Annotated in this window: 18 protein-coding genes; 6 read left to right on the forward strand and 12 right to left on the reverse strand. The window is 71.0% G+C overall.

Going from position 1 to position 19,345, the window contains the following annotated elements; genetic code table 11:
• Nucleotides 1-23: 23 nt before the first annotated feature.
• A complete protein-coding gene (locus KV102_RS10415; protein WP_220343517.1) occupies nt 24-713 on the reverse strand; it encodes a GntR family transcriptional regulator in 690 nt (229 codons plus the stop codon).
• A 186-nt stretch (nt 714-899) separates the two neighbouring features.
• Here KV102_RS10415 and pflB point away from each other — a divergent pair, with 186 nt between their 5' ends.
• Both pflB and pflA read left to right on the forward strand, forming a co-directional pair.
• Nucleotides 900-3,167 carry a formate C-acetyltransferase gene (gene pflB, locus KV102_RS10420; RefSeq protein WP_220346125.1) on the forward strand — a complete coding sequence of 756 codons (2,268 nt, stop codon included), beginning with the start codon at nt 900-902 and terminating at the stop codon, nt 3,165-3,167.
• Entirely contained in the window at nt 3,167-3,976 is an 810-nt protein-coding gene (gene pflA, locus KV102_RS10425) for a pyruvate formate-lyase-activating protein (RefSeq protein ID WP_220343519.1), read from the forward strand. The genes pflB and pflA overlap by 1 nt, the downstream gene beginning before the upstream one ends.
• Nucleotides 3,977-3,979: 3 nt before the next feature.
• Here pflA and KV102_RS10430 read toward each other — a convergent pair whose 3' ends face one another.
• The 6 genes from KV102_RS10430 to KV102_RS10455 all read right to left on the reverse strand — a co-directional run bounded on the left by KV102_RS10430 (nt 3,980) and on the right by KV102_RS10455 (nt 10,622).
• Complete coding sequence (locus tag KV102_RS10430; RefSeq protein ID WP_220343520.1) at nt 3,980-4,549, reverse strand: calcium-binding protein; 570 nt, start codon at nt 4,547-4,549, stop codon at nt 3,980-3,982.
• A gap of 76 nt (nt 4,550-4,625) precedes the next feature.
• Nucleotides 4,626-5,213 carry a TIGR03086 family metal-binding protein gene (locus tag KV102_RS10435; protein WP_301022139.1) on the reverse strand — a complete coding sequence of 196 codons (588 nt, stop codon included), beginning with the start codon at nt 5,211-5,213 and terminating at the stop codon, nt 4,626-4,628.
• A 295-nt stretch (nt 5,214-5,508) separates the two neighbouring features.
• On the reverse strand, nt 5,509-7,143 hold the full coding sequence (locus KV102_RS10440) for a DNA repair helicase XPB (protein WP_220343521.1): 1,635 nt from the start codon (nt 7,141-7,143) through the stop codon (nt 5,509-5,511).
• On the reverse strand, nt 7,140-7,736 hold the full coding sequence (locus KV102_RS10445) for a CGNR zinc finger domain-containing protein (RefSeq protein ID WP_220346126.1): 597 nt from the start codon (nt 7,734-7,736) through the stop codon (nt 7,140-7,142). Before KV102_RS10445 ends, KV102_RS10440 begins: the two co-directional genes overlap by 4 nt.
• Nucleotides 7,737-7,911: 175 nt before the next feature.
• On the reverse strand, nt 7,912-8,760 hold the full coding sequence (locus tag KV102_RS10450; RefSeq protein ID WP_308290298.1) for a thioesterase family protein: 849 nt from the start codon (nt 8,758-8,760) through the stop codon (nt 7,912-7,914).
• Complete coding sequence (locus KV102_RS10455; RefSeq protein WP_220343524.1) at nt 8,757-10,622, reverse strand: helicase-associated domain-containing protein; 1,866 nt, start codon at nt 10,620-10,622, stop codon at nt 8,757-8,759. The genes KV102_RS10450 and KV102_RS10455 overlap by 4 nt, the downstream gene beginning before the upstream one ends.
• Nucleotides 10,623-10,672: 50 nt before the next feature.
• On the opposite strand from KV102_RS10455, the gene KV102_RS10460 reads away from it, so the two are divergent.
• Complete coding sequence (locus KV102_RS10460) at nt 10,673-11,161, forward strand: type II toxin-antitoxin system PemK/MazF family toxin (RefSeq protein ID WP_255559642.1); 489 nt, start codon at nt 10,673-10,675, stop codon at nt 11,159-11,161.
• Between the two features lie 16 nt (nt 11,162-11,177).
• Here the strand turns inward: KV102_RS10460 and KV102_RS19150 are convergent, their stop codons facing one another.
• Nucleotides 11,178-11,654: a CGNR zinc finger domain-containing protein gene (locus KV102_RS19150; RefSeq protein WP_255560602.1), complete on the reverse strand. Its 477-nt coding sequence runs from the start codon at nt 11,652-11,654 to the stop codon at nt 11,178-11,180.
• Nucleotides 11,655-11,855: 201 nt separating this feature from the next.
• Between KV102_RS19150 and KV102_RS10470 the strand changes: the two genes are divergently transcribed.
• Both KV102_RS10470 and KV102_RS10475 read left to right on the forward strand, forming a co-directional pair.
• Nucleotides 11,856-12,239, forward strand: coding sequence for a VOC family protein (locus tag KV102_RS10470; protein WP_220346128.1), 384 nt, complete (start codon nt 11,856-11,858; stop codon nt 12,237-12,239).
• Between the two features lie 72 nt (nt 12,240-12,311).
• A complete protein-coding gene (locus tag KV102_RS10475; protein ID WP_220343526.1) occupies nt 12,312-13,346 on the forward strand; it encodes a YihY/virulence factor BrkB family protein in 1,035 nt (344 codons plus the stop codon).
• Between the two features lie 7 nt (nt 13,347-13,353).
• On the opposite strand, the gene KV102_RS10480 is transcribed toward KV102_RS10475, so the two are convergent.
• From KV102_RS10480 to KV102_RS10495, 4 genes are all read right to left on the reverse strand, one after another.
• A complete protein-coding gene (locus KV102_RS10480) occupies nt 13,354-14,217 on the reverse strand; it encodes an ABC transporter ATP-binding protein (RefSeq protein WP_220346129.1) in 864 nt (287 codons plus the stop codon).
• The gene (locus KV102_RS10485) at nt 14,214-15,041 is read right to left on the reverse strand and encodes an ABC transporter ATP-binding protein (protein WP_220346130.1); all 828 of its coding nucleotides are present in this window, start codon (nt 15,039-15,041) and stop codon (nt 14,214-14,216) included. The genes KV102_RS10480 and KV102_RS10485 overlap by 4 nt, the downstream gene beginning before the upstream one ends.
• Nucleotides 15,038-16,087 carry an ABC transporter permease gene (locus tag KV102_RS10490; protein WP_255560871.1) on the reverse strand — a complete coding sequence of 350 codons (1,050 nt, stop codon included), beginning with the start codon at nt 16,085-16,087 and terminating at the stop codon, nt 15,038-15,040. The genes KV102_RS10485 and KV102_RS10490 overlap by 4 nt, the downstream gene beginning before the upstream one ends.
• Nucleotides 16,088-16,160: 73 nt before the next feature.
• Nucleotides 16,161-16,751, reverse strand: coding sequence for a TetR/AcrR family transcriptional regulator (locus KV102_RS10495; RefSeq protein WP_220346131.1), 591 nt, complete (start codon nt 16,749-16,751; stop codon nt 16,161-16,163).
• A 140-nt stretch (nt 16,752-16,891) separates the two neighbouring features.
• Between KV102_RS10495 and lon the strand changes: the two genes are divergently transcribed.
• Nucleotides 16,892-19,231, forward strand: coding sequence for an endopeptidase La (gene lon / locus KV102_RS10500; protein ID WP_220346132.1), 2,340 nt, complete (start codon nt 16,892-16,894; stop codon nt 19,229-19,231).
• Nucleotides 19,232-19,345 lie beyond the last annotated feature (114 nt).

Below are 19,345 nucleotides of genomic sequence, written 5' to 3' on the forward strand. Positions count from 1 at the left end.
AGTAAATCGGGAAAACAGTTGCGTTACAACGTCGCCGACGGCGTGGTGTCCTCCGCCACACCGCTCCACCAGCCGAGGACGTGACCGATGTGGCGTGACATCAGCTCGCTCGCCGCCGCCCCGTCGCCGGCCTCCAGGAAGTCGAGGAGGGCCTCGTGCTCGTCGATCGACGCCCGGAGCTGCTCGCGGGTGATCTTGGCGGCGATGCCCACCGTGCGTGTCTGGTCGCGCAGGTTGCCGACGACCTCGACGAGGATCGGGTTGCCCAGGAGCGCGAGGAGACCGAGGTGAAGCTCCTTGTCGGCCCGGACGTAGGTCGGGAAGTCCCGCGCGTCGGCCGCGTCGCGGACGCGGACGACGAGCGCGTCGAAGGCGGGCCGGTCCGCCGCGGTGAACCGCTCGGCGACGTCGAGCATCGTGGGGCACTCCAGCAGGCGCCTGGTCCGTACGAGGTTGGAGAGCTCGTCACGCCCGACCTCGCGGACGCGGAAGCCCTTGTTGCGCACGGGGACGACGAAACCGCGACGAGCGAGGTTGAGCATCGCCTCGCGCACCGGCGTGGCCGACACCTCGTACTGTGACGCGAGCACAGGGACGGTGAGCAGCTCGTGCGGCTCCACGAGGCCGGTGACGATCGCCGCGGTCAGCGACTCCTCGATCTGCTCGCGCAGGCTGTGACCGGGCTCGATCCGGCGGGACGTCCAGGTCGGCAATGGACCCACTCCTCGATCAGTGATGCGTCACATAGTACCGACCCTTGCACCGTGGGCACCTTGGTCCTCGCATCTCGACGAGAGGTGCCGGATATGGCGAACACCACACCGTTTGGCGACTCGAACAACAATTCGTCCGGCGTTGGACATAGCGAGAGCATCCCACCAGCGACGAGGGGAAAGGGCATGACCATCGCGACCGAACTGCGCACCGAGACCGGCCGTGGCCGCGGCTGGGAGGGCTTCGTCGACGGGCCGTGGCAGACCCGCATCGACGTCCGGGACTTCATCCAGCGCAACTACACGCCGTACGACGGCGACAGTAGGTTCCTCGCCGGCCCGACCGAACGGACCAGCGCGCTCTGGCGCCGGGTCAGCAGTCTCTTCCCCGAGGAGCGCGAGAAGGGCGTCTACGACGTCGACTGGCACACCCCGGCCGGCATCACCGCCCACGCGCCCGGCTACATCGACCGGGCGAACGAGCTCATCGTCGGGCTTCAGACCGATGCTCCGCTCAAGCGGGCGATGATGCCCAACGGTGGGTGGCGCATGGTCGAGAACGCCCTCGAGACGTACGGCTACCCGGTCGACCCGATGCTCAAGAAGGTCTTCACCGAGTACCGCAAGACCCACAACCAGGGTGTCTTCGACGCCTACCCGCCCTCGGTGCGCGCGGCCCGTTCGTCGCACGTCATCACCGGCCTCCCGGACGCCTACGGACGAGGCCGCATCATCGGCGACTACCGCCGCGTGGCGCTGTACGGGGTCGACGCCCTCATCGCCGACAAGCGCAACGACCGGGCCCTCCTCGACCGCCAGCCTGCGTCGGAGGACATCATCCGCGCCCGCGAGGAGAACAGCGAGCAGATCCGCGCGCTCCAGGAGCTCGGGCAGATGGCCGCCTCGTACGGGTTCGACATCTCGCAGCCGGCGACGAACGCCCGTGAGGCCGTCCAGTGGACCTACTTCGCCTACCTCGGCGCCGTGAAGGAGCAGAACGGTGCCGCGATGTCGCTCGGTCGCACGGCGACCTTCCTCGACATCTACCTCGAGCGCGACCTGGCCCGTGGCGACCTGACCGAGTCTCAGGCGCAGGAGCTGATCGACGACTTCGTCATCAAGCTGCGCATCGTCCGCTTCCTTCGGACGCCCGAGTACGACGCCCTGTTCAGCGGCGACCCGACCTGGGTGACGGAGTCGCTCGCGGGCATGGGCGACGACGGGCGCCCTCTGGTCACCAAGACGACGTTCCGCTACCTCCAGACCCTCTACAACCTCGGTCCCGCGCCGGAGCCGAACCTCACCGTGCTGTGGAGCGACCGGCTCCCCGAGGGATTCAAGCGCTTCGCCGCGCAGGTCTCGATCGACACGTCGGCCATCCAGTACGAGTCCGACCACCACATCCGTGAGTGGTGGGGTGACGACGCGGCCATCGCGTGCTGTGTGTCCCCGATGCGCGTCGGCAAGCAGATGCAGTTCTTCGGCGCGCGGGTGAACCTCGCCAAGACCTTGCTCTACGCCATCAACGGCGGCCGCGACGAGATCACCGGCAAGCAGGTCGGACCGGCCGCCTCGCCGGTCGACGAGGGACCGCTGGACTACCGCGACGTGATGAAGCGCTTCGACGCCGAGATGGACTGGCTCGCCGGGACGTACGTGGAGGCGCTCAACGTCATCCACTACATGCACGACAAGTACGCCTACGAGCGGCTCGAGATGGCGCTGCACGACACCGACGTGCTGCGGACCATGGCGTGCGGCATCGCAGGGCTGTCGGTGGCCGCGGACTCGTTGTCGGCGATCAAGTACGCACGCGTGGTCCCGGTCTTCGACGAGCGAGGGATCGTCGTGGACTTCGACACCACCGGCGACTTCCCGACCTTCGGCAACGACGACGACCGTGTCGACGCCATCGCGCGCGACCTCGTCGAGCGGTTCATGGAGAAGCTGCGCGCCTACCCGACCTACCGGGACGCGCTTCACACGCAGTCGGTCCTCACCATCACGTCCAACGTCGTCTACGGCAAGGCCACCGGCAACACCCCGGACGGACGCCGCCGGGGCGAGCCGTTCGCGCCGGGCGCCAACCCGATGAACGGGCGTGACACCCACGGGATGCTCGCCAGCGCGCTGTCGGTGGCGAAGCTCGCCTACGACGACGCACAGGACGGCATCTCGCTGACGAACACCGTGGTGCCGTCGGGACTCGGTCGCACGAAGGAGGAGCAGGTCACGAACCTCGTCGGCCTCCTCGACGCCTACACCGGCTCCGACGGCTACCACATGAACGTCAACGTCCTGAACCGCGAGACCCTCGAGGACGCGATGGAGCACCCGGAGAAGTACCCGCAGCTCACCGTCCGGGTGTCGGGGTACGCAGTGAACTTCGTCCGCCTCACGCGCGAGCAGCAGCTCGACGTGCTGTCGCGCACGTTCCACGGGGCCGTCGCCTGATGACCGCCACCGTTCTCGCCGACCTCCCCGCGGTCGAGCTCGACCGCGAGGAGCGGCTGGCGGCGATGCGCTCCGGCGAGGTGGGGGCGGTCCACTCCTGGGAGCTCGTGACGGCGGTCGACGGGCCTGGGACCCGGATGACGACGTTCCTGACCGGATGCCCGTTGCGCTGCCTCTACTGCCAGAACCCCGACACCTGGAGGATGCGTGACGGCACGGAGGTGCGCGCCGACGACCTGGTCGCCCGCGTCGCGCGCTACCGGCCGGTGTTCGAGGCGACCGGCGGCGGCCTCACGCTGTCGGGCGGTGAGCCGTTGATGCAGCCGCGGTTCGTCGCCCGTGTCCTGCGCGGGGTGAAGCAGCTGGGGGTGCGTACGGCGCTCGACACCTCGGGCTTCCTCGGTGCCGCCGCGACCGACGAGATGCTCGACGACGTCGACCTGGTGCTGCTCGACGTCAAGGCCGGGGACGAGGAGACCTACCGGCGTGCGACCGGCCGCACCCTCCGACCGACGATCGACTTCGGAGACCGCCTGGCAGCGCGGGGAACCGAGGTCTGGGTGCGGTTCGTGCTCGTTCCCGGGCTGACCGACGCTGTCGACAACGTCGAGAACGTGGCGCGGATCGTCGAGCGCTGGCCCAACGTCACCCGCGTCGAGATCCTCCCCTTCCACCAGCTGGGCCGCGGGAAGTGGGAGCGGCTCGACACCCCGTACGCGCTCGCCGACGTCGCGCCGCCCTCACCCGAGCTGGTCGCGCGGGTCCGCCGCCAGTTCGAGGCGCACGGTCTGCCGACGTACGTCGGCTGACCCTCAGTCGTCGCGCTCGCTGCCCTGGTAGAGGCGGTCGCGTCCCGGGCCGCCCCGCAGGACGTCCCTGCCTGGACCACCCTCGAGCGTGTCGTTGCCCGGGCCACCCCACAGGCGGTCGCGCCCACGGTTGCCCTCGATGTCGTCGTTGCCCGACCCGCCGCGGAGACGGTCGTTGCCCACGCCGCCCTGCAGGTCGTCGTTGCCGGAGCCGCCCCACATGCGGTCGTTGCCGGAGCCGCCCTCGATGTCGTCGCCTCGGGACCCGCCGTACAGGCGGTCGCTGCCGGTGCCGCCCTCGAGGTCGTCCTCGCCGGCGCCGCCGCAGATGACGTCGTTGCCGCCGAGCCCTCGGATGTCGTCCTCGCCGCCGAGCCCGGCGATCACGTCCCGCCCACCGGTGCCGCGGATGTTGTCGTCGCCGGCGGTGCCGACGATCGTGGCCCGGAGACCACCGCAGGTGGCTGCCTGGGCAGCGTCCGCGGAGCCGGCCGTGAGGGCAAGGCCGGCGATCCCGAGCACGGATGCCGCTCCGAGGGCCGCGCTCCGGCGGCGGATGCTGGTGCGAGTCATGGGTCTCTCCTTCGGCAGGGGATCTGGTCGCTGTCCCTCCAGACAACCCCCGATCGGGCCGCTCTGCACGAACGGCTCAGTCAGGCCAGGAGGGAGAGCGCCCGGCGAGCGCGACGACCCGGTCGAGCAGGGGAGCGTCCGCAGCCACCGGCAGCGGAGGCCCGAACAACCCCTCGCGCGCCTCGGCCTGCTCCGGCGCCGCCGACTCCTCGACGAAGCGGTGGACGATGGTGAGGGCTTCCGGGTCGACCTCGTACGGCTGGCCGGTGGCGCGGGCGAGGTCCCAACCGTGCAGCACGATCTCGTCCAGGGCCACGACGCCGGCGATCTCCGCAGGCATCGTGACGCCTCCCGCCGTCGCCTCACCTGTCCACGCCTCCGGAGACCGCCAGGCCTCGGCGAGCGCATCGAGGCGCTGCGGGATCCGCTCTCGCCACCCCGGGGAGAGACCTGCGTCCGACGGTTGCGGTGGGGCGGCGAGCGCCGGGTCGTCGGACTTGCGGGCCGCGAGCGTGAAGGCGAGGGCAAGTCCGTCGAGATGGTCCAGCAGGGTCGCGACGTCGTACTCGCACGGGGTCGGCCGACCGAGCTCGCCGTCGTCGACGCCCTCGAGCAGAGCGCTGACGCGACGGGCGGCGGGGCCGAGGTCCAGAAGATCAGGCACGGGTGAGCCTCTCGTCGTTTCGGGTCCGGTCACATCCCCGACTCGGCAAGCCTCCCAAAATCATCGGCACGCCAACCCATCAGTCCGTCAGCCCATCAGTCCCTCAGCCCGTCAGGTCGGCGACGAGCTGCGCGGTCTCGCGGTCGACGACCTCGGTGCTGACGTACCCACGGCGTCCTTGCGCGATGTACTGCTGCGACCGCTCGGCTCGTCGACCAGCGTGCCCAGCATGTCGAAGACCACAGCCTCGGGGTCGGTGGATCCGGTCCATGTCTCCCCGCCTGCGCGAGCCGGCTCAGACGTCGGCGGCGTCGACGATCCGGTAGGCGTAGCCCTGCTCGGCGAGGAACCGCTGCCGGTGCTGGGCGAACTCCGCGTCGACGGTGTCCCGGGCGACGACGGCGTAGAAGCGCGCCGTACGGCCGTCACCCTTGGGGCGCAGCAGGCGCCCGAGACGCTGCGCCTCCTCCTGCCGCGACCCGAACGAGCCCGACACCTGGATCGCGACGGACGCCTCGGGCAGGTCGACGGAGAAGTTGGCGACCTTGGAGACGACGAGGAGCCCGATCTCCCCGGTACGGAAGGCTGCGAACAGCGCCTCGCGCTCCTTGACCGACGTCTCGCCCTTGATCAGCGGAGCGCCCAGACGCTCGGCGAGGTCGTCCAGCTGGTCGATGTACTGGCCGATCACCAGCGTCGGCTCGCCGCGGTGCTCCTCCACGAGTCGCTCGACGACGTCGGTCTTGCGGTCGGTCGAGGCCGCGAGCCGGTAGCGCACGTCGGCCTCGGCCGTGGCGTAGACGATCCGCTCGGAGTCGCTCAGGGTCACCCGCACCTCGACGCAGTCCGCGGGGGCGATGTAGCCCTGTGCCTCGATGTCCTTCCACGGCGCGTCGTACCGCTTCGGGCCGATCAGGCTGAAGACGTCACCCTCGTGACCGTCCTCGCGCACCAGGGTCGCCGTGAGGCCGATGCGGCGGCGGGCCTGCAGGTCGGCGGTCATCCGGAAGATCGGAGCCGGCAGCAGGTGGACCTCGTCATAGATGATCAGGCCCCAGTCGCGCGCGTCGAACAGCTCGAGGTGGGGATAGACCCCCTTCCGCCGCGTGGTCATCACCTGATAGGTCGCGATGGTGACCGGGCGGACCTCCTTCTTGGCGCCGGAGTACTCACCGATCTCGTCCTCGGTCAACGTCGTACGGCGGAGCAGCTCCTCCTTCCACTGCCGCGCCGAGACCGTGTTGGTCACGAGGATCAAGGTCGTCGAGCTGGCCTGGGCCATCGCCGCGGCACCGACGATCGTCTTGCCCGCACCGCACGGCAGCACGACGACGCCGGACCCGCCGTGCCAGAAGGACTCGACCGCCTCCGACTGGTACGGCCGCAGGTGCCACTCGCCGTCGGACAGGCTGATGGCGTGAGCCTCGCCGTCGACGTACCCGGCGAGGTCCTCCGCGGGCCAGCCCACCTTGAGCAGCGCCTGCTTGAGGGACCCGCGCTCGCTGGGGTGGACCACGACGGTGTCGTCGTCGATGCGGTCGCCGAGCATTCCCTGGATGCGCTTGGCACGGACGACCTCCTCGAGCACGGGCCGGTCGGTGGTGGAGAGAACGAGGCCGTGCACCGGGTGGTTCTCGAGCCGGAGGCGGCCGTAGCGAGACATGGTCTCCGCGACGTCGACCAGCAGCGCGTGCGGGACGGGATAGCGCGAGTAGTCCATCAAGGCGTCCACGACCTGCTCGGCGTCGTGGCCGGCGGCCCGGGCGTTCCACAGTCCGAGCGGGGTGATCCGGTAGGTGTGGATGTGCTCGGGCGAGCGCTCCAGCTCGGCGAAGGGCGCGATGACCCGACGACACTCGGCAGCCTGCTCGTGGTCGACCTCGAGCAGCAGCGTCTTGTCGGACTGCACGATCAGCGGTCCGTCGGTCATGCGATACCTCCAGGGATCGGGCGCGACTTCTGGCGCGCCCGGTAGGCCGCGACGTTCGCGCGGGAGGAGCACCGCTCGGAGCAGAATCGCCGCGAGCGGTTGGGTGAGAGGTCGACATAGGTGTTGGTGCACGCATGGGCGGCGCACACGCCGAGCCTCGCCGGCGTCAGGTCACAGACGAGCGTGGCGAGCCCCATGAGGGACTCGGCCACCAGCAGCTCCGCGACCGAGGCCGCGCGGTCGGCGACGTGCAGCCGCCATCCGCTCGCGGCGCCGTCGGCGACCTTCGTGGTGTCGGTGGCGGTGGCGGTGTCGGTGGCCGTTGCGTCGGTGGGGACGATGAGAGGCGTGATCCGGTGCGACGCGAGCAGTGCGTTGAGGGAGTAGACCACCGCGCCGGGCTGTCCGGCGCTGCCCTGCTCGAAGACCGTGCGCAGCCGGCGCTGGAAGCGTCGGAGCGCGCGGACGTCGCGCTCGGTGGCCTGCCGGACCAGCCACTGGCGCTCGCGGAGGTGGGCGCGGACGTCGTCGACGGTGACCAGGCGGGCGTTCACGAGCTCGGCGGCGCGCTCGGCGTACCCGACGAAGTCCATCCCTCCATCCTACTGGCGCACTCCCGTCGGCGGTAAGGCCTGGAAGCCGCTTTGGACCTCACCTACCGCCCGGTAGTATGTAAGACGTAGCGGCAGAGATGCCTGTTACCCGTCACCCTCGCCGATGTACCCCCCCGACATGGCGAGGGTGATGTCGTGTGCGGGGTCGAGGGCGTCAGCGCCGTGGCGCGACCAGGAGCGGCTGCATCACGAAGCCGCAGAGCCCGTCCGTGTCGCTGGCGACCGCGTGGGCGACCCCGGTGCCGCGCGGCTGCGACCACGAGGCCGCCTCGAGGTGCACCCACTCCGACGACGGCGGCCGCTGGAGCGTCACGCCGAGACCTGGCGGGATGAAGAGCCAGTCACGCAGGTCCAGGTTCGCGCTCACGCCGTTCGCGGAGTCCGCGACCACCATCAGCCGCGCGAGGGCAGAGGTGTCCTCGCCCGCCACGAGCGGGACCCGCGCGCGCATCCAGACGCTGGTCGCGCCGTCGTCGGCCGACGCCTGTCCGTCCGGCGCGCCGACGACGTACCGCCACTCGATCGCCCGCCCGTACCCCCAGTCCGGCCGCACCCCGACCATCGGCGGATGAGGCTGCGGGGCAGGGAGTCCGGGCACGGCGGCGGTGGCGCCGGTGGCGGGGGCGCGCCCGTCCTCGTGGGACACCAGCCACGCCCGGGCGCTGGCGGCGGCCCGCCTGTCCGCCGTCAGCGTCGCCTCCACCAGCCGCACGCGGCGGCCCGGGCGGAGCGTCGTGACGGCGACCTCGCAGACGCCCTGCGGGATCGGTCCGAGGAAGTCGACGTCGATCTTGGCCACGGCCATCGCCGCGTCGTCCACGCCGTGCTCGATCGCGCGGGCGAGCAGCGCCGACGGCGGTCCCCCGTGCTGCGCGCGGGGATCCCACGGGCTCTCGGTGGCTGCGGTCGATCGGAAGGCGTGGTCGTCCTCGCGCTCGTAGAAGCTCGCGGCGGGGAGCTCGGGCAGCGGCACCGTGGTGCTCGACGTGGAGAGTTCGCTCACGGAGCGGACGCTACCTGCACGATCCGGTGGACCGCGAAGCGCTGCACACGCTGGGAACGGTGATCGAAGGCGGTGAGCCATCCCGCGTCCACCCGCAGCGGCTCCACGACCCGCTCGGTCCGGGTGCCCGCCTGGTCCATGTAGGCGACCCAGACGGGCTCCTGCGCGTCCGCGGCCTCCCGCAGCTGCGCCATGGTCGCGAGCGAGCCCTGGTGCTCGTCGCGGCCGCCGACCGGTCGCAACGACGCCGCGCGCTCGCCGGCGCGGATCGCGCGTACGGCCTCGGCCGGGTCGCCCATCCTCCGGACGCCGGCGTCGACCACCTCGGCGCGGCGCTGGTCGCGACGGCGCACCCGCAGGACGCCGCCCGGCTCCTCGCCGACAGGTCGGTGTCCTGCCGTCGAGAGCCGGTCGGCGAGCACCTCGTGCCGGACCGTGCTGACGGCGACGGTCGGGGCGATCCGGTGCAGCATCGGTCCGATGGTCGGGTCGGCGAGCAGCGCCTCGAGCTCCGCGGGGTCGTCGGAGCGGAGGTACGCCGACGCGTCGCCGATCCGCAGCCGGCCGTGCTGCCGTGCGGTGTCGTCGACGAGGTAGGTCAGCGGCTGCGGGATCGGCGTCACCGACACCTGCTCGACGAAGGCGTGGATCTCGCTCGCCGGCCAACCGCGGTCGAGAGCGCGGCGTACGGAGTCGGCCGTGAAACGGTAGACGGTCGCACCGCCGCGCGACTCGACGTCGGCGACATCCTCGAGCCGGTCACGGACGGCGGGCTCGAGCGGGCCAGGGGCGACCGCGGTGAGGTCAGCCTGAACGAGAACGTGGTCGACCCGGGACGGCAGCAGCCCTTCCACGACCGCCGCGGCGTCCGGGAGCCCGAGACCGGCGCCGGCAGGACTCAGCGCATCCAGGGTGACGACACCGAGCCGGGTCGCCTCGACGAGCGTTCGTCGCACCAGGTCGTCGCGATCGGCGTCGGCCCGAGGCACGGCCCACGCCACTGCCTCGACGACCTCTTCGGCGTCGACGTAGGCGGCCCCGTCGAGCGACGACAGCACGCGGAGCACCTGTGTCCGCACCCGGCGCCCAGGGCCGGCGAGCCACGCCGTGGCGACCGCCACCCACCGGGCGGCGGGCGGGCTGTCGCGCCACGTGTCGAACAGTGTCGTGGGGGCCCACACCTCACCGGCGCCGTCATCCGGTGCGCGGCCCAGCAGACCGGCGGACTCGGTGAGGTCGAGCAGGAACTCGACGTGGTCGACCGTGACGCCGAGTGCTGTGGCGGCGTTGCGGACGTCGCGGACGCCTCGCCCGCCGGAGCGGAGGACCGGTGGAGGACTCTCGCCCCACGACCCGAGCAGGTGCTCGAGACGTTGCAGGACCTCCATCACCGTGCCCGCGCTCGCGTTGCGATGACGGCGGTCGTCGACCTCGCGGGTGCGCACCGGCGGCGGCCCGTCGTAGGGGCCTCGTGGCCCGTAGGTCCGCAGCACCTCTCGCGCCTCGCGGACGACGTGCCACGCGCCGTCACGCCCCCAGACCAGTGCGCTCGCGTGCAGACGGGCCACCATCGCCGCGATGCGGGCGTCGTCGGCGTCGACCTGCCGGCGCAGTCCGTCCAGCGACACCGGCGGCTCGAGGGCCGCCATCGCGGCGAGCGTCGAGAGGTGAGCGGTGTCGAGCCGGTCCAGGGCCCACAGCACGGAGGGTCGCGAGGCGGCTCGAGACGCGAGCTGTCCGATATCGGCCGGCGGGGTCGCCCCAAGGTCCGGACGTGCGCGCAGCAGGACGACCAGCGCCTCGTCGCTACGGGCCCGGAGGTCGTCCGCGAGGGTGCGCGGTGGGGCGTCGGACATCGTCATCCCTCCCACGGTAGTCCGGGGGCGGGAGCGTCCCGCACTACGCTTCCCCCATGCCTCGTACGCGCGACCTCCTGTCCCGTCTCGTCTCCACGCTGACTCGTGGTCGCGCGTCGTCTCCGCGGACGTCGCAGAGCACGGCAGGAGCATCAGGCGCTCTCGACATGACCTACGGGCCGACGCCGGACGGACGGCCCGACCCGGGCGAGATCGTCTGGACGTGGGTCGCGTACGAGGATGACCCGAGTCAGGGCAAGGACCGCCCCGTGCTGGTCGTCGGCCGGCGCGGACCCGGGCTGGTCGGCGTGATGCTGAGCAGCAAGGACCACGACCGGGATGCTGCCGACGAGGCCCGGTGGGGACGCCAGTGGCTCGACATCGGGGCCGGCGGGTGGGACCCTCGGCGGCGTCCCAGCGAGGTGCGGCTCGACCGCCTGATCACGGTCGATCCGAGCCGCGTCCGGCGGGAGGGTGCGGTGCTCGACCGGCCGCGCTTCGACGCCGTCGTCGCGGGTGTCCGCCAGTACGCCGACGTGGGCTGACTGCGGCCGGCGGCCCTCAGGTGGACGCGCTGCGCTCCCGGTGGTTGCGGACCTTGGCGCGGTTTCCGCACACCTCCATCGAGCACCACTGGCGGGAGTGGTTCTTGGAGCGGTCGTAGAACGCCCAGCGGCAGTCGTCGGCCGGGCAGATCTTGACGCGCCCGAGCCTCCCCTCGATCGCGAGCCGCGCCGCTGCCGCGGCGACCTCGCCCACGACTCCGGCTCCGCTGAGCCGAGCGCCTGCGTCCACCGTCACCTCGATCGGGACCCGCAGAGGGTCCTCCGGTGGCGGCTCTCCGGCAGCGAGGGCCCGGAGGTGGTCGCGCAGGCTCCGCGCGACCTCGAGGTCACGGTCGGTCTGCGGTCGGCCCGACCAGTCGGCGTACTCCGACGTCGTCGCGAGCCGGTCGACCACGCCCTCGACATCGAGCGTGTTGAGGAAGGCCACCACCTGGTCGGCGGGATCGTCGCCGGCATCCTCGTACTCGCTCATGCAACCACCGTACTTGCTTGACTGGTTGCGCCTGATCCGACTAACTGGCAAAGTCCGTATGACAGTTACTAACGGAGGGGACACCATGCACCCGTGGGCCGCATATCTGATCAGTCAGGACTACCTCGCCCGCGAGGAGCGTCGACGGCGGGCGGAGACCAGAGCGCCGTCCCGGCACGCCCGGGCCAGGGGGTGCGCCCTGTGAGCGGGACGGAGGTCCGGATCGGCGCCTACGTCCTCGACTGCCCCGACCCGCTCGCGCTGGCCCGCTTCTACGGGAGCATGCTCGGCCTCCCGGTCGCCGACGACAGCACCGACCGGTGGGTGGAGCTCGCCGGTGACGGCCCCACACTGGCGTTCCAGCGTGTCGCCGACTACGAGCCGCCCCGGTGGCCGGACGGTCTCCCGCAGCAGGCGCACCTCGACCTGGCGGTGGACTCGTACGAGGCGCCGCACGCGCTGGCGATCTCGCTCGGCGCCACGCCGCTCGATCCCGTCGAGCCTCCGACCCCCTCCTTCTCGCGCGGTTTCCGCGTCTACGCCGACCCCGCAGGGCATCCCTTCTGTCTCTGCACCTGCGACTGAGGCGGGCCTCGAGCGGGGAGCCAGTCGAGCGCTGCCGACACATGCGGTCCCGGCAACGGGTAGTTTTGCCAGGTGTCAGTCGTCGAGCGGATCGACCGCTTCCAGCGGAGTCACCCGTTCGTCGGGTTCCCGATCGCTGTCATCTACAAGTTCTTCGACGACTCGAGCAACTACCTCGCCGCGGCCGTCACCTACTACGCGTTCGTCGCGATCTTCCCGCTACTGCTCATCGGGTCGAGCATCCTCGGCTTCTTCCTCCAGAACGACGGCAAGCTCCGCGAGCAGCTGCTCGATACCGCGATCGGCAGCTTCCCGATCATCGCCGACCAGATCGAGAGCACCGAGGGCCTGCACGGCTCGACGACCGCGGTGGTGTTCGGAGCCCTCGTCGCTCTGTACGGCGTGCTCGGGCTCGGCCAGTCGTCGCAGTATGCGATGAACGTGGCGTGGGCCGTCCCGCGCAACTCGCGACCGAACCCGTTCATCGGGCGCGGCGTGAGCCTGGTGATGCTCGGGTTCGCCGGGCTCGCGCTGCTCGTGATCGCCGCACTGACCGGGTTCCTGTCGACCAACCCGTGGTTCGACGACCAGCACTCCTGGGCGGGATGGCTGGTGCGCGGCGGCACGCTGGTGCTGAGCGGCGCTGCGTTCACGGTGCTGTTCCTGCTGGCGTCGGCGCGCAAGCACAGCTTCCGGTCGGCGGCTCCGGGCGCCTTCGCGGTCGCGGTCATGTGGCAGGGCCTGCAGCTGGCCGGGACGGCGTACGTCCAGAACGTGATCGGGCGATCGAGCAACCTCAACCAGATCTTTGCCGTCGTCCTCGGGATGATGGGGCTGATCTACATCGGTGCGGTGATGGCGATGATCGGCGTCCAGATCAACGTGGTCAGGACCAAGCGCCTCTATCCACGTGCGCTCCTCACGCCGTTCACCGACAACGTCAACCTGACCAAGGCCGACCAGCGGGCGTACTCCGACTACGCGAAGGCGCAGCGCCACAAGGGGTTCGAGTCGATCCGCGTGATGTTCGGTCGGCCAGAGGAGTGGCCCCGGGTCGAGCTCCCGCCGCCCGTGAAGCGCGCGGACCGGCCTGCCGTCCGCGAGTGAGGGCGCGTTAGCGCGCCTCGCGAGCGAGGACGAGCATGCGTTCCTCGATGGTTGCGGGTACGGGCTCGACCGACGCGTCGAGGCGTGCGGCGGTGAGGATCCGGGTGATCTCGTCGCGTCCGGCATCGGCGACGCGTACGGTGCGTCCGTCCAGGATCACCGCGGCCCCGGCGTCGTTGAGCGCGGAGAACGCGGCGGCCCAGTCGTCGGTCCGTACGACGAGGGCGCGGGTGGGTCCGATGATGTCGGTCTCGCTGCCCTGTGCGACGAGCCTGCCCTGCGACATCAGCAGCAGCCGGTCGCACTGCTGCGCCTCCTGCATGTAGTGCGTGGTGATCAAGACCCCCACACCTCGGTCGGCCTGTGCCCGGATGGTGTCCCACAACGTGGCCCGCGCGAGTGCGTCGACGCCCGAGGTCGGCTCGTCGAGCAGCACCGCCTCCGGCTGGTGCGACAACGCGGCGACGAAGGCGCCCTGACGCTGAGCGCCGAGGGGCATGTCGGCGACGAGCTCGTCGGCGTACCGGGAGATGCCGTCGGGCAGGACCGGGACGGTGGTGCCGTACGCGTCGGCGACGAAGGCGAGGTTCTCGGTCAGCGTGAGGTCGCGGTACAGCCCGAGGTTCTGAGGGACGTAGCCGAGCCGACGACGCCGCTCGCGACGAGGAGGTCCGCCGAGCATCTGGACGGTTCCCTCCGTCGTGGGGAGCAGCCCGAGGAGCATCCGCATCAGCGTCGTCTTGCCGGCGCCGTTCGCCCCCAGCAGTCCCACGACCTCCCCCGGCGCCACGTCCATGGTCACGTCGTCCACGGCCGTGAACGACTCGAACCGCCTCGTGACCGAACGCGCTTCGAGCACCGTGGCGGTCATGCCGCTGCTCCGCGGTCGGCGCGACGTACCAGCGAGAGCGCGATCACGATGTCCTCGAGATCGGGCTCGACGACCGGCAGGTGAGGAGGGGCGTCACCGTCGGGCCAGTACTCGTGCCGCTCCCGGCCTCGCCGCCATGACCACTCGGGGCGGACGCTGGGGTCGGCCCGGGTCACCGTCCCCTGGAAACCGGCGCGGACCTCGTCGTACGAGCCCTGGACGAGTATGTGTCCCGCGTCGAGGACGACCAGACGGCTCGCCCGCTCGGCCTCGTCGAGGTACGTCGTGGACATCACCACCGCCGAGCCCGCCGCCGCTGTCTCGGAGACCATCCGCCAGAGGTCGACGCGGCTGACCGGGTCGACGCCGGTGCTGGGTTCGTCGAGGACCAGCAGCCGCGGGCGGTGGACGATCGCCATGCACACGCCGAGCTTGCGCCGCATGCCGCCGGACAGCTGGGAGGCGAGCCGGTCGGCGGCCTGACTCAGCCCCGCCGCGGCGAGCAGGGTCGTCCGTCGCTCGTCGAGCTCCGCGCCACGGACGCCGTACGCGCCGCCGGCGAAGTCGAGGTTCTGCGTCACGGTCAGGGCGGCCCAGCTGCCGGGCGAGGCGGGCAGGAAGCCGATCTCCGCCTTCGGCGGTGCGTCGACCTCGCCGGCCTCGGGCGCCACCTCGCGTACCAACGTGCGGAGGAGCGTCGTCTTGCCGGCACCGTCGCCCCCGACGATCGCGACGACCTCGCCCGCGGGAACCTCCACCGTGACGCCGTGCAGGGCCGGCACGCCTCCGAACGACACGTCGACCGAGTCCAATCCGTACGTCATGCCGGGCTCCGGGAACGGTCGGTGGACCGGGGTTGGTCCTTGACCTTGCGCTCGGGTGCGAGGTCTCGACGGAAGCGCAGCGTGGCCGCGGTGAACACGACCAGTGCCATGACGGCCAGGACCACCAGGGGCAACCACAGGGCAGTGATCGGTGCGCCGCGCAGCATGACGCCCTGCGAGATCATCGTGAAGTACGTGAGCGGCAGCAGGTAGCCGATCCACCTGACGCCGGCTGCCATCGCCTCGAGCGGGAAGATCATCCCCGACAGCAGGATCTGGGGAAGCAGCACGAAGAACGCGCTCTGGATCGCCTGGCCCGCGGTCTGGGAGATCGTCGAGATGAAGATGCCGATCCCGAGGACCACCAGCAGGAAGAGCACCGCGCCCAGGGCGAAGGTGAGGACGTGCCCGTTGAACGGGACGTCGAAGAGCAGCATCCCGAGGACGGTGACGACCGCCATGTCGAGCGCGGCGAGGACGAAGTACGGGGTGACCTTCCCGAGGATGACGGTGCTCGGACGGATCGGCATCACGGCCAGCTGCTCCAGCGTGCCTGCTTCGCGCTCGCGGACCAGTCCGATGCTCGTGATGATCGTGCCGATGAACGTCAGGATCAGTCCGATGATCGCCGGGATCATGACCCACGACGTCTTCAGGTCGGGGTTGTAGAGGACCTCGACCGTCATTCCCTGGCCCGAGGTCTTGAGCGCGGCCACCGCGGACTGGGCGGCGAACAGGTTCGAGCCGTCGACGAGCGCTCGGGTGCCGCCCGCGCCGGTCACCAGCGCCACGTCGACGATGTCGTCGCGCAGGAGGTCCCGCGCATCGTCCTCGCCCTCCGACGGCTCCGTCGTCGAGACGTCGAAGAAGCCCGGCAAGGTGCCGGCGACCTGCTCTGCCTCGGGCCCGACGACAGCGGTGTCGACCCTGTCGACGGAGAAGTTGGCCGCGTAGCCGAAGACGACGAGCAGCAGCAGCGGCATCGCGACCAGCAGCGCAAGGGTCCGGTGGTCCCGGACGAGCTCGCGGAACTCCTTGATGATCATGGCTCTCACCCACGACACGTTACGACAGGTTCGTCAGATCCTCAACAGGTGTTGAACCAGGTCAGATGCCTGGTTAGCCGTTCAGGAGAGCCTGGAGCGGTGGGGAGACCGCCGCGACCAGGTCCTCCAGGGGCATCGAGGCGAGCGGCTCGGTGCCGAGGACGTAGCGCGCCATCGCGATCCCGAAGACCTGCGCTCCCAGCAGGTTGAGGCGTTCGGGGGCCCAGTGCGACGTCCCGTCCACGGACAGTGCGCTCTCGATGGTCGTCCTGACGACTCGGGCCGCGGTCGCCGAGCTCGCTGCGGAGCGCACGACGCTGTGCAGGACCAGGGAGGTGTCCGGGTGCTCCCAGGCGCCGAAGTAGGCGCGGGCGAACCGCTCGCTGAAGGCCTCCGACGGACCGTCGACGGCCGCTCGGACCTGGTCGGCGACGAAGCCGGCGTCGGCGATGGTGGCGGCGAACAGGTTTTCCTTGCTGCCGAAGTAGTGGATCACGAGCGCCGGGTCCACGGACGCGCCGCGGGCGATCGCACGGACGGTCGCCGCGCCGTACCCGACGCGCGCGAACTCGGCACGGGCCGACTGCAGGATCGACGTCCGTGCGGCGCCGGGGGCGCCGCGGCCCGGCTCGCGCTGAGCGGGTGCCGGTTCCTCTGAGGTCATGCGCCGAGCCTAGGGCGCAGTCGCCTTCCGCCGCGTTCGCGCGCTTGTTCGCGCGGGGCGAACGTCGTGGTGCGCGGGACGGGAACACCCCGGGCCGACGCGAGGTTGAGTAGGGCACGCTCAACTTTGAAAGGTTGCTCATGACTGAGCCACGCACCCCCCAGCAGCTGCCCGTCCTGTTCCTGACCGAGCCCGTCCTCCTCCCTGGGATGGTGGTGCCGATCGAGCTCGACGAGGCTGCCCGCGCCGCGGTCGACGCCGCGCGTGCCAGCTCCGGCGACCGACTCCTGGTCGCTCCCCGGCTCGAGGACCGCTACGCCTCGTTCGGGGTCGTGGCCGAGATCCTGCAGACCGGCCGTACGCAGTCCGGCGAGTCCGCCGCCGTCCTCAAGGCGGAGCGCCGTGCCCGGATCGGCACCGGCGTGACCGGCCCCGGTGCCGCCCTCTGGGTGGAGGCCGAGGAGGTCGACGAGAATCTCGACGACGAGCGCATCCCCGAGCTCGCCAAGGAATACAAGTCGCTCGTGATCGCCAACCTGCAGCGCCGTGACGCCTGGCAGGTCGTCGACATGGTCAACAAGGTCACCGACCCGTCGGCGCTGGCCGACATGGCCGGCTACGCCCCCTACTTCACCGACGTCCAGAAGCGCCAGCTGCTCGAGACGCCGGACACGGCCGAGCGCCTCGAGGTGCTGCTCGCGTGGACCAAGGCCACCATCGCCGAGGCCGACGTGGCCGAGAAGATCGCCGAGGACGTCCGCGAGGGCATGGACAAGACGCAGCGCGAGTTCCTGCTGCGCCAGCAGCTCGCCGCGATCCGCAAGGAGCTCGGCGAGGACGAACCCGACGGCGCCGACTCGTACCGCGAGCGTGTCGAGGCGGCCGACCTGCCCGACGGCGTCCGTACGGCCGCGCTGCGTGAGGTCGACAAGCTGGAGCGGTCCTCGGAGCAGAACCCGGAGACCGGCTACATCCGTACCTGGCTCGACACGGTCCTCGAGATCCCGTGGAGCGTGAAGACCGACGACAACGACGACGTCGAGGCGGCTCGTGCGGTGCTCGACGCCGACCACCACGGCCTGGACGACGTCAAGGACCGGATCGTCGAGTACCTCGCCGTGCGGTCGCGTCGTGCGCAGCGCGGTCTGCAGGTCGTCGGTGGACGAGGATCCGGTGCCGTGATGGTGCTCGCCGGGCCGCCGGGAGTCGGCAAGACCTCGCTCGGCGAGTCCGTCGCCCGCGCCCTCGGCCGGACGTTCGTCCGCGTCGCCCTCGGCGGCGTCCGTGACGAGGCGGAGATCCGCGGCCACCGTCGTACGTACGTCGGTGCCCTTCCGGGCCGCATCGTCCGTGCGATCAACGAGGCCGGCTCGATGAACCCGGTCGTGCTGCTCGACGAGGTCGACAAGCTCGGCGCGGACTTCCGTGGAGACCCGGCAGCGGCGCTGCTGGAGGTCCTGGACCCGGCGCAGAACCACACGTTCCGCGATCACTACCTGGACCTCGACCTGGACCTCTCGGACGTGCTGTTCCTCGCTACGGCCAACGTCGTCGAGCAGATCCCGCAGGCGCTGCTCGACCGGATGGAGCTCGTGACCCTCGACGGCTACACCGCCGACGACAAGGCCGCGATCGCCCGTGACTTCCTCTGGCCCCGCCAGCTGGAGCGCGCGGCGCTCGACGCCGACGAGGTCACGCTGACCGACGCCGCGCTCGCGAAGATCGTGGCCGACTACACCCGCGAGCCGGGCGTACGCCAGCTCGAGCGGCTGCTGGCCAAGATCCTCCGCAAGGTGGCCACGAAGCTGGCCGGGGCGACGGGACAGGAGACCGTCGTCGTCGACGAGGCGGATCTGAAGGAGTACCTCGGTCGTCCACGGTTCACTCCGGAGTCCGACGAGCGTACGGCGGTCCCCGGCGTGGCGACCGGACTGGCGGTCACCGGGTTCGGTGGTGACGTCCTCTACATCGAGGCGACACCGACCGACGGCAAGCCCGGCATCACGCTCACGGGTCAGCTCGGTGACGTGATGAAGGAGTCGGCGCAGATCGCCCACTCCTACGTCCGCTCGCACGCCGAGGCGCTCGGGGTCGACCCGGCGTTCTTCGACCACCACGTCCACATCCACGTCCCGGCGGGGGCCATCCCCAAGGACGGGCCGTCGGCGGGCGTGACGATGGTGACGGCGCTCGTGTCGGCCGCGACGGGCCGCAAGGTCCGCTCCGAGGTGGGCATGACCGGCGAGGTGACGCTCAACGGGCGGGTGCTGCCGATCGGCGGCGTGAAGCAGAAGCTGCTCGCTGCCCAGCGGGCTGGGCTCACGACGGTGTTCGTCCCGCACCGCAACGAGCCCGACCTCGACGAGGTCCCTGCCGAGGTCCGCGAGGGGATCGACGTCCGTCCGATGACGGACGTGGCCGAGATCGTCGCGCAGGCGCTCGAGCCGGCCGCCGAGGGGGCGTCCCAGGTCGCCGCCTGACGCCTGACCCGTCCACGAGATGAGACGTGGCGACCACCCGGGGGTCGGAACGTCTCATCGTTCTGTCTCGCCGCTTGCGGGCTGCGGGGTATAACCCGGATACATCTCTCTACC

This window comes from Mumia sp. zg.B53 (assembly GCF_019550935.1).
Classification (GTDB): Bacteria; Actinomycetota; Actinomycetes; order Propionibacteriales; family Nocardioidaceae; genus Mumia.

What these genes read in the sequence shown, in the direction of transcription:
- pflB (WP_220346125.1), top strand. Translation starts at nt 900, where the DNA reads ATGACCATCGCGACCGAACTGCGCACCGAGACCGGCCGTGGCCGCGGC.
- pflA (WP_220343519.1), top strand. Translation starts at nt 3,167, where the DNA reads ATGACCGCCACCGTTCTCGCCGACCTCCCCGCGGTCGAGCTCGACCGC.
- KV102_RS10430 (WP_220343520.1), bottom strand. Translation starts at nt 4,549, where the DNA reads ATGACTCGCACCAGCATCCGCCGCCGGAGCGCGGCCCTCGGAGCGGCA.
- KV102_RS10440 (WP_220343521.1), bottom strand. Translation starts at nt 7,143, where the DNA reads ATGACCGACGGACCGCTGATCGTGCAGTCCGACAAGACGCTGCTGCTC.
- KV102_RS10445 (WP_220346126.1), bottom strand. Translation starts at nt 7,736, where the DNA reads ATGGACTTCGTCGGGTACGCCGAGCGCGCCGCCGAGCTCGTGAACGCC.
- KV102_RS10455 (WP_220343524.1), bottom strand. Translation starts at nt 10,622, where the DNA reads ATGACGATGTCCGACGCCCCACCGCGCACCCTCGCGGACGACCTCCGG.
- KV102_RS10460 (WP_255559642.1), top strand. Translation starts at nt 10,673, where the DNA reads ATGCCTCGTACGCGCGACCTCCTGTCCCGTCTCGTCTCCACGCTGACT.
- KV102_RS19150 (WP_255560602.1), bottom strand. Translation starts at nt 11,654, where the DNA reads ATGAGCGAGTACGAGGATGCCGGCGACGATCCCGCCGACCAGGTGGTG.
- KV102_RS10480 (WP_220346129.1), bottom strand. Translation starts at nt 14,217, where the DNA reads ATGACCGCCACGGTGCTCGAAGCGCGTTCGGTCACGAGGCGGTTCGAG.
- KV102_RS10485 (WP_220346130.1), bottom strand. Translation starts at nt 15,041, where the DNA reads ATGACGTACGGATTGGACTCGGTCGACGTGTCGTTCGGAGGCGTGCCG.
- KV102_RS10490 (WP_255560871.1), bottom strand. Translation starts at nt 16,087, where the DNA reads ATGATCATCAAGGAGTTCCGCGAGCTCGTCCGGGACCACCGGACCCTT.
- KV102_RS10495 (WP_220346131.1), bottom strand. Translation starts at nt 16,751, where the DNA reads ATGACCTCAGAGGAACCGGCACCCGCTCAGCGCGAGCCGGGCCGCGGC.
- lon (WP_220346132.1), top strand. Translation starts at nt 16,892, where the DNA reads ATGACTGAGCCACGCACCCCCCAGCAGCTGCCCGTCCTGTTCCTGACC.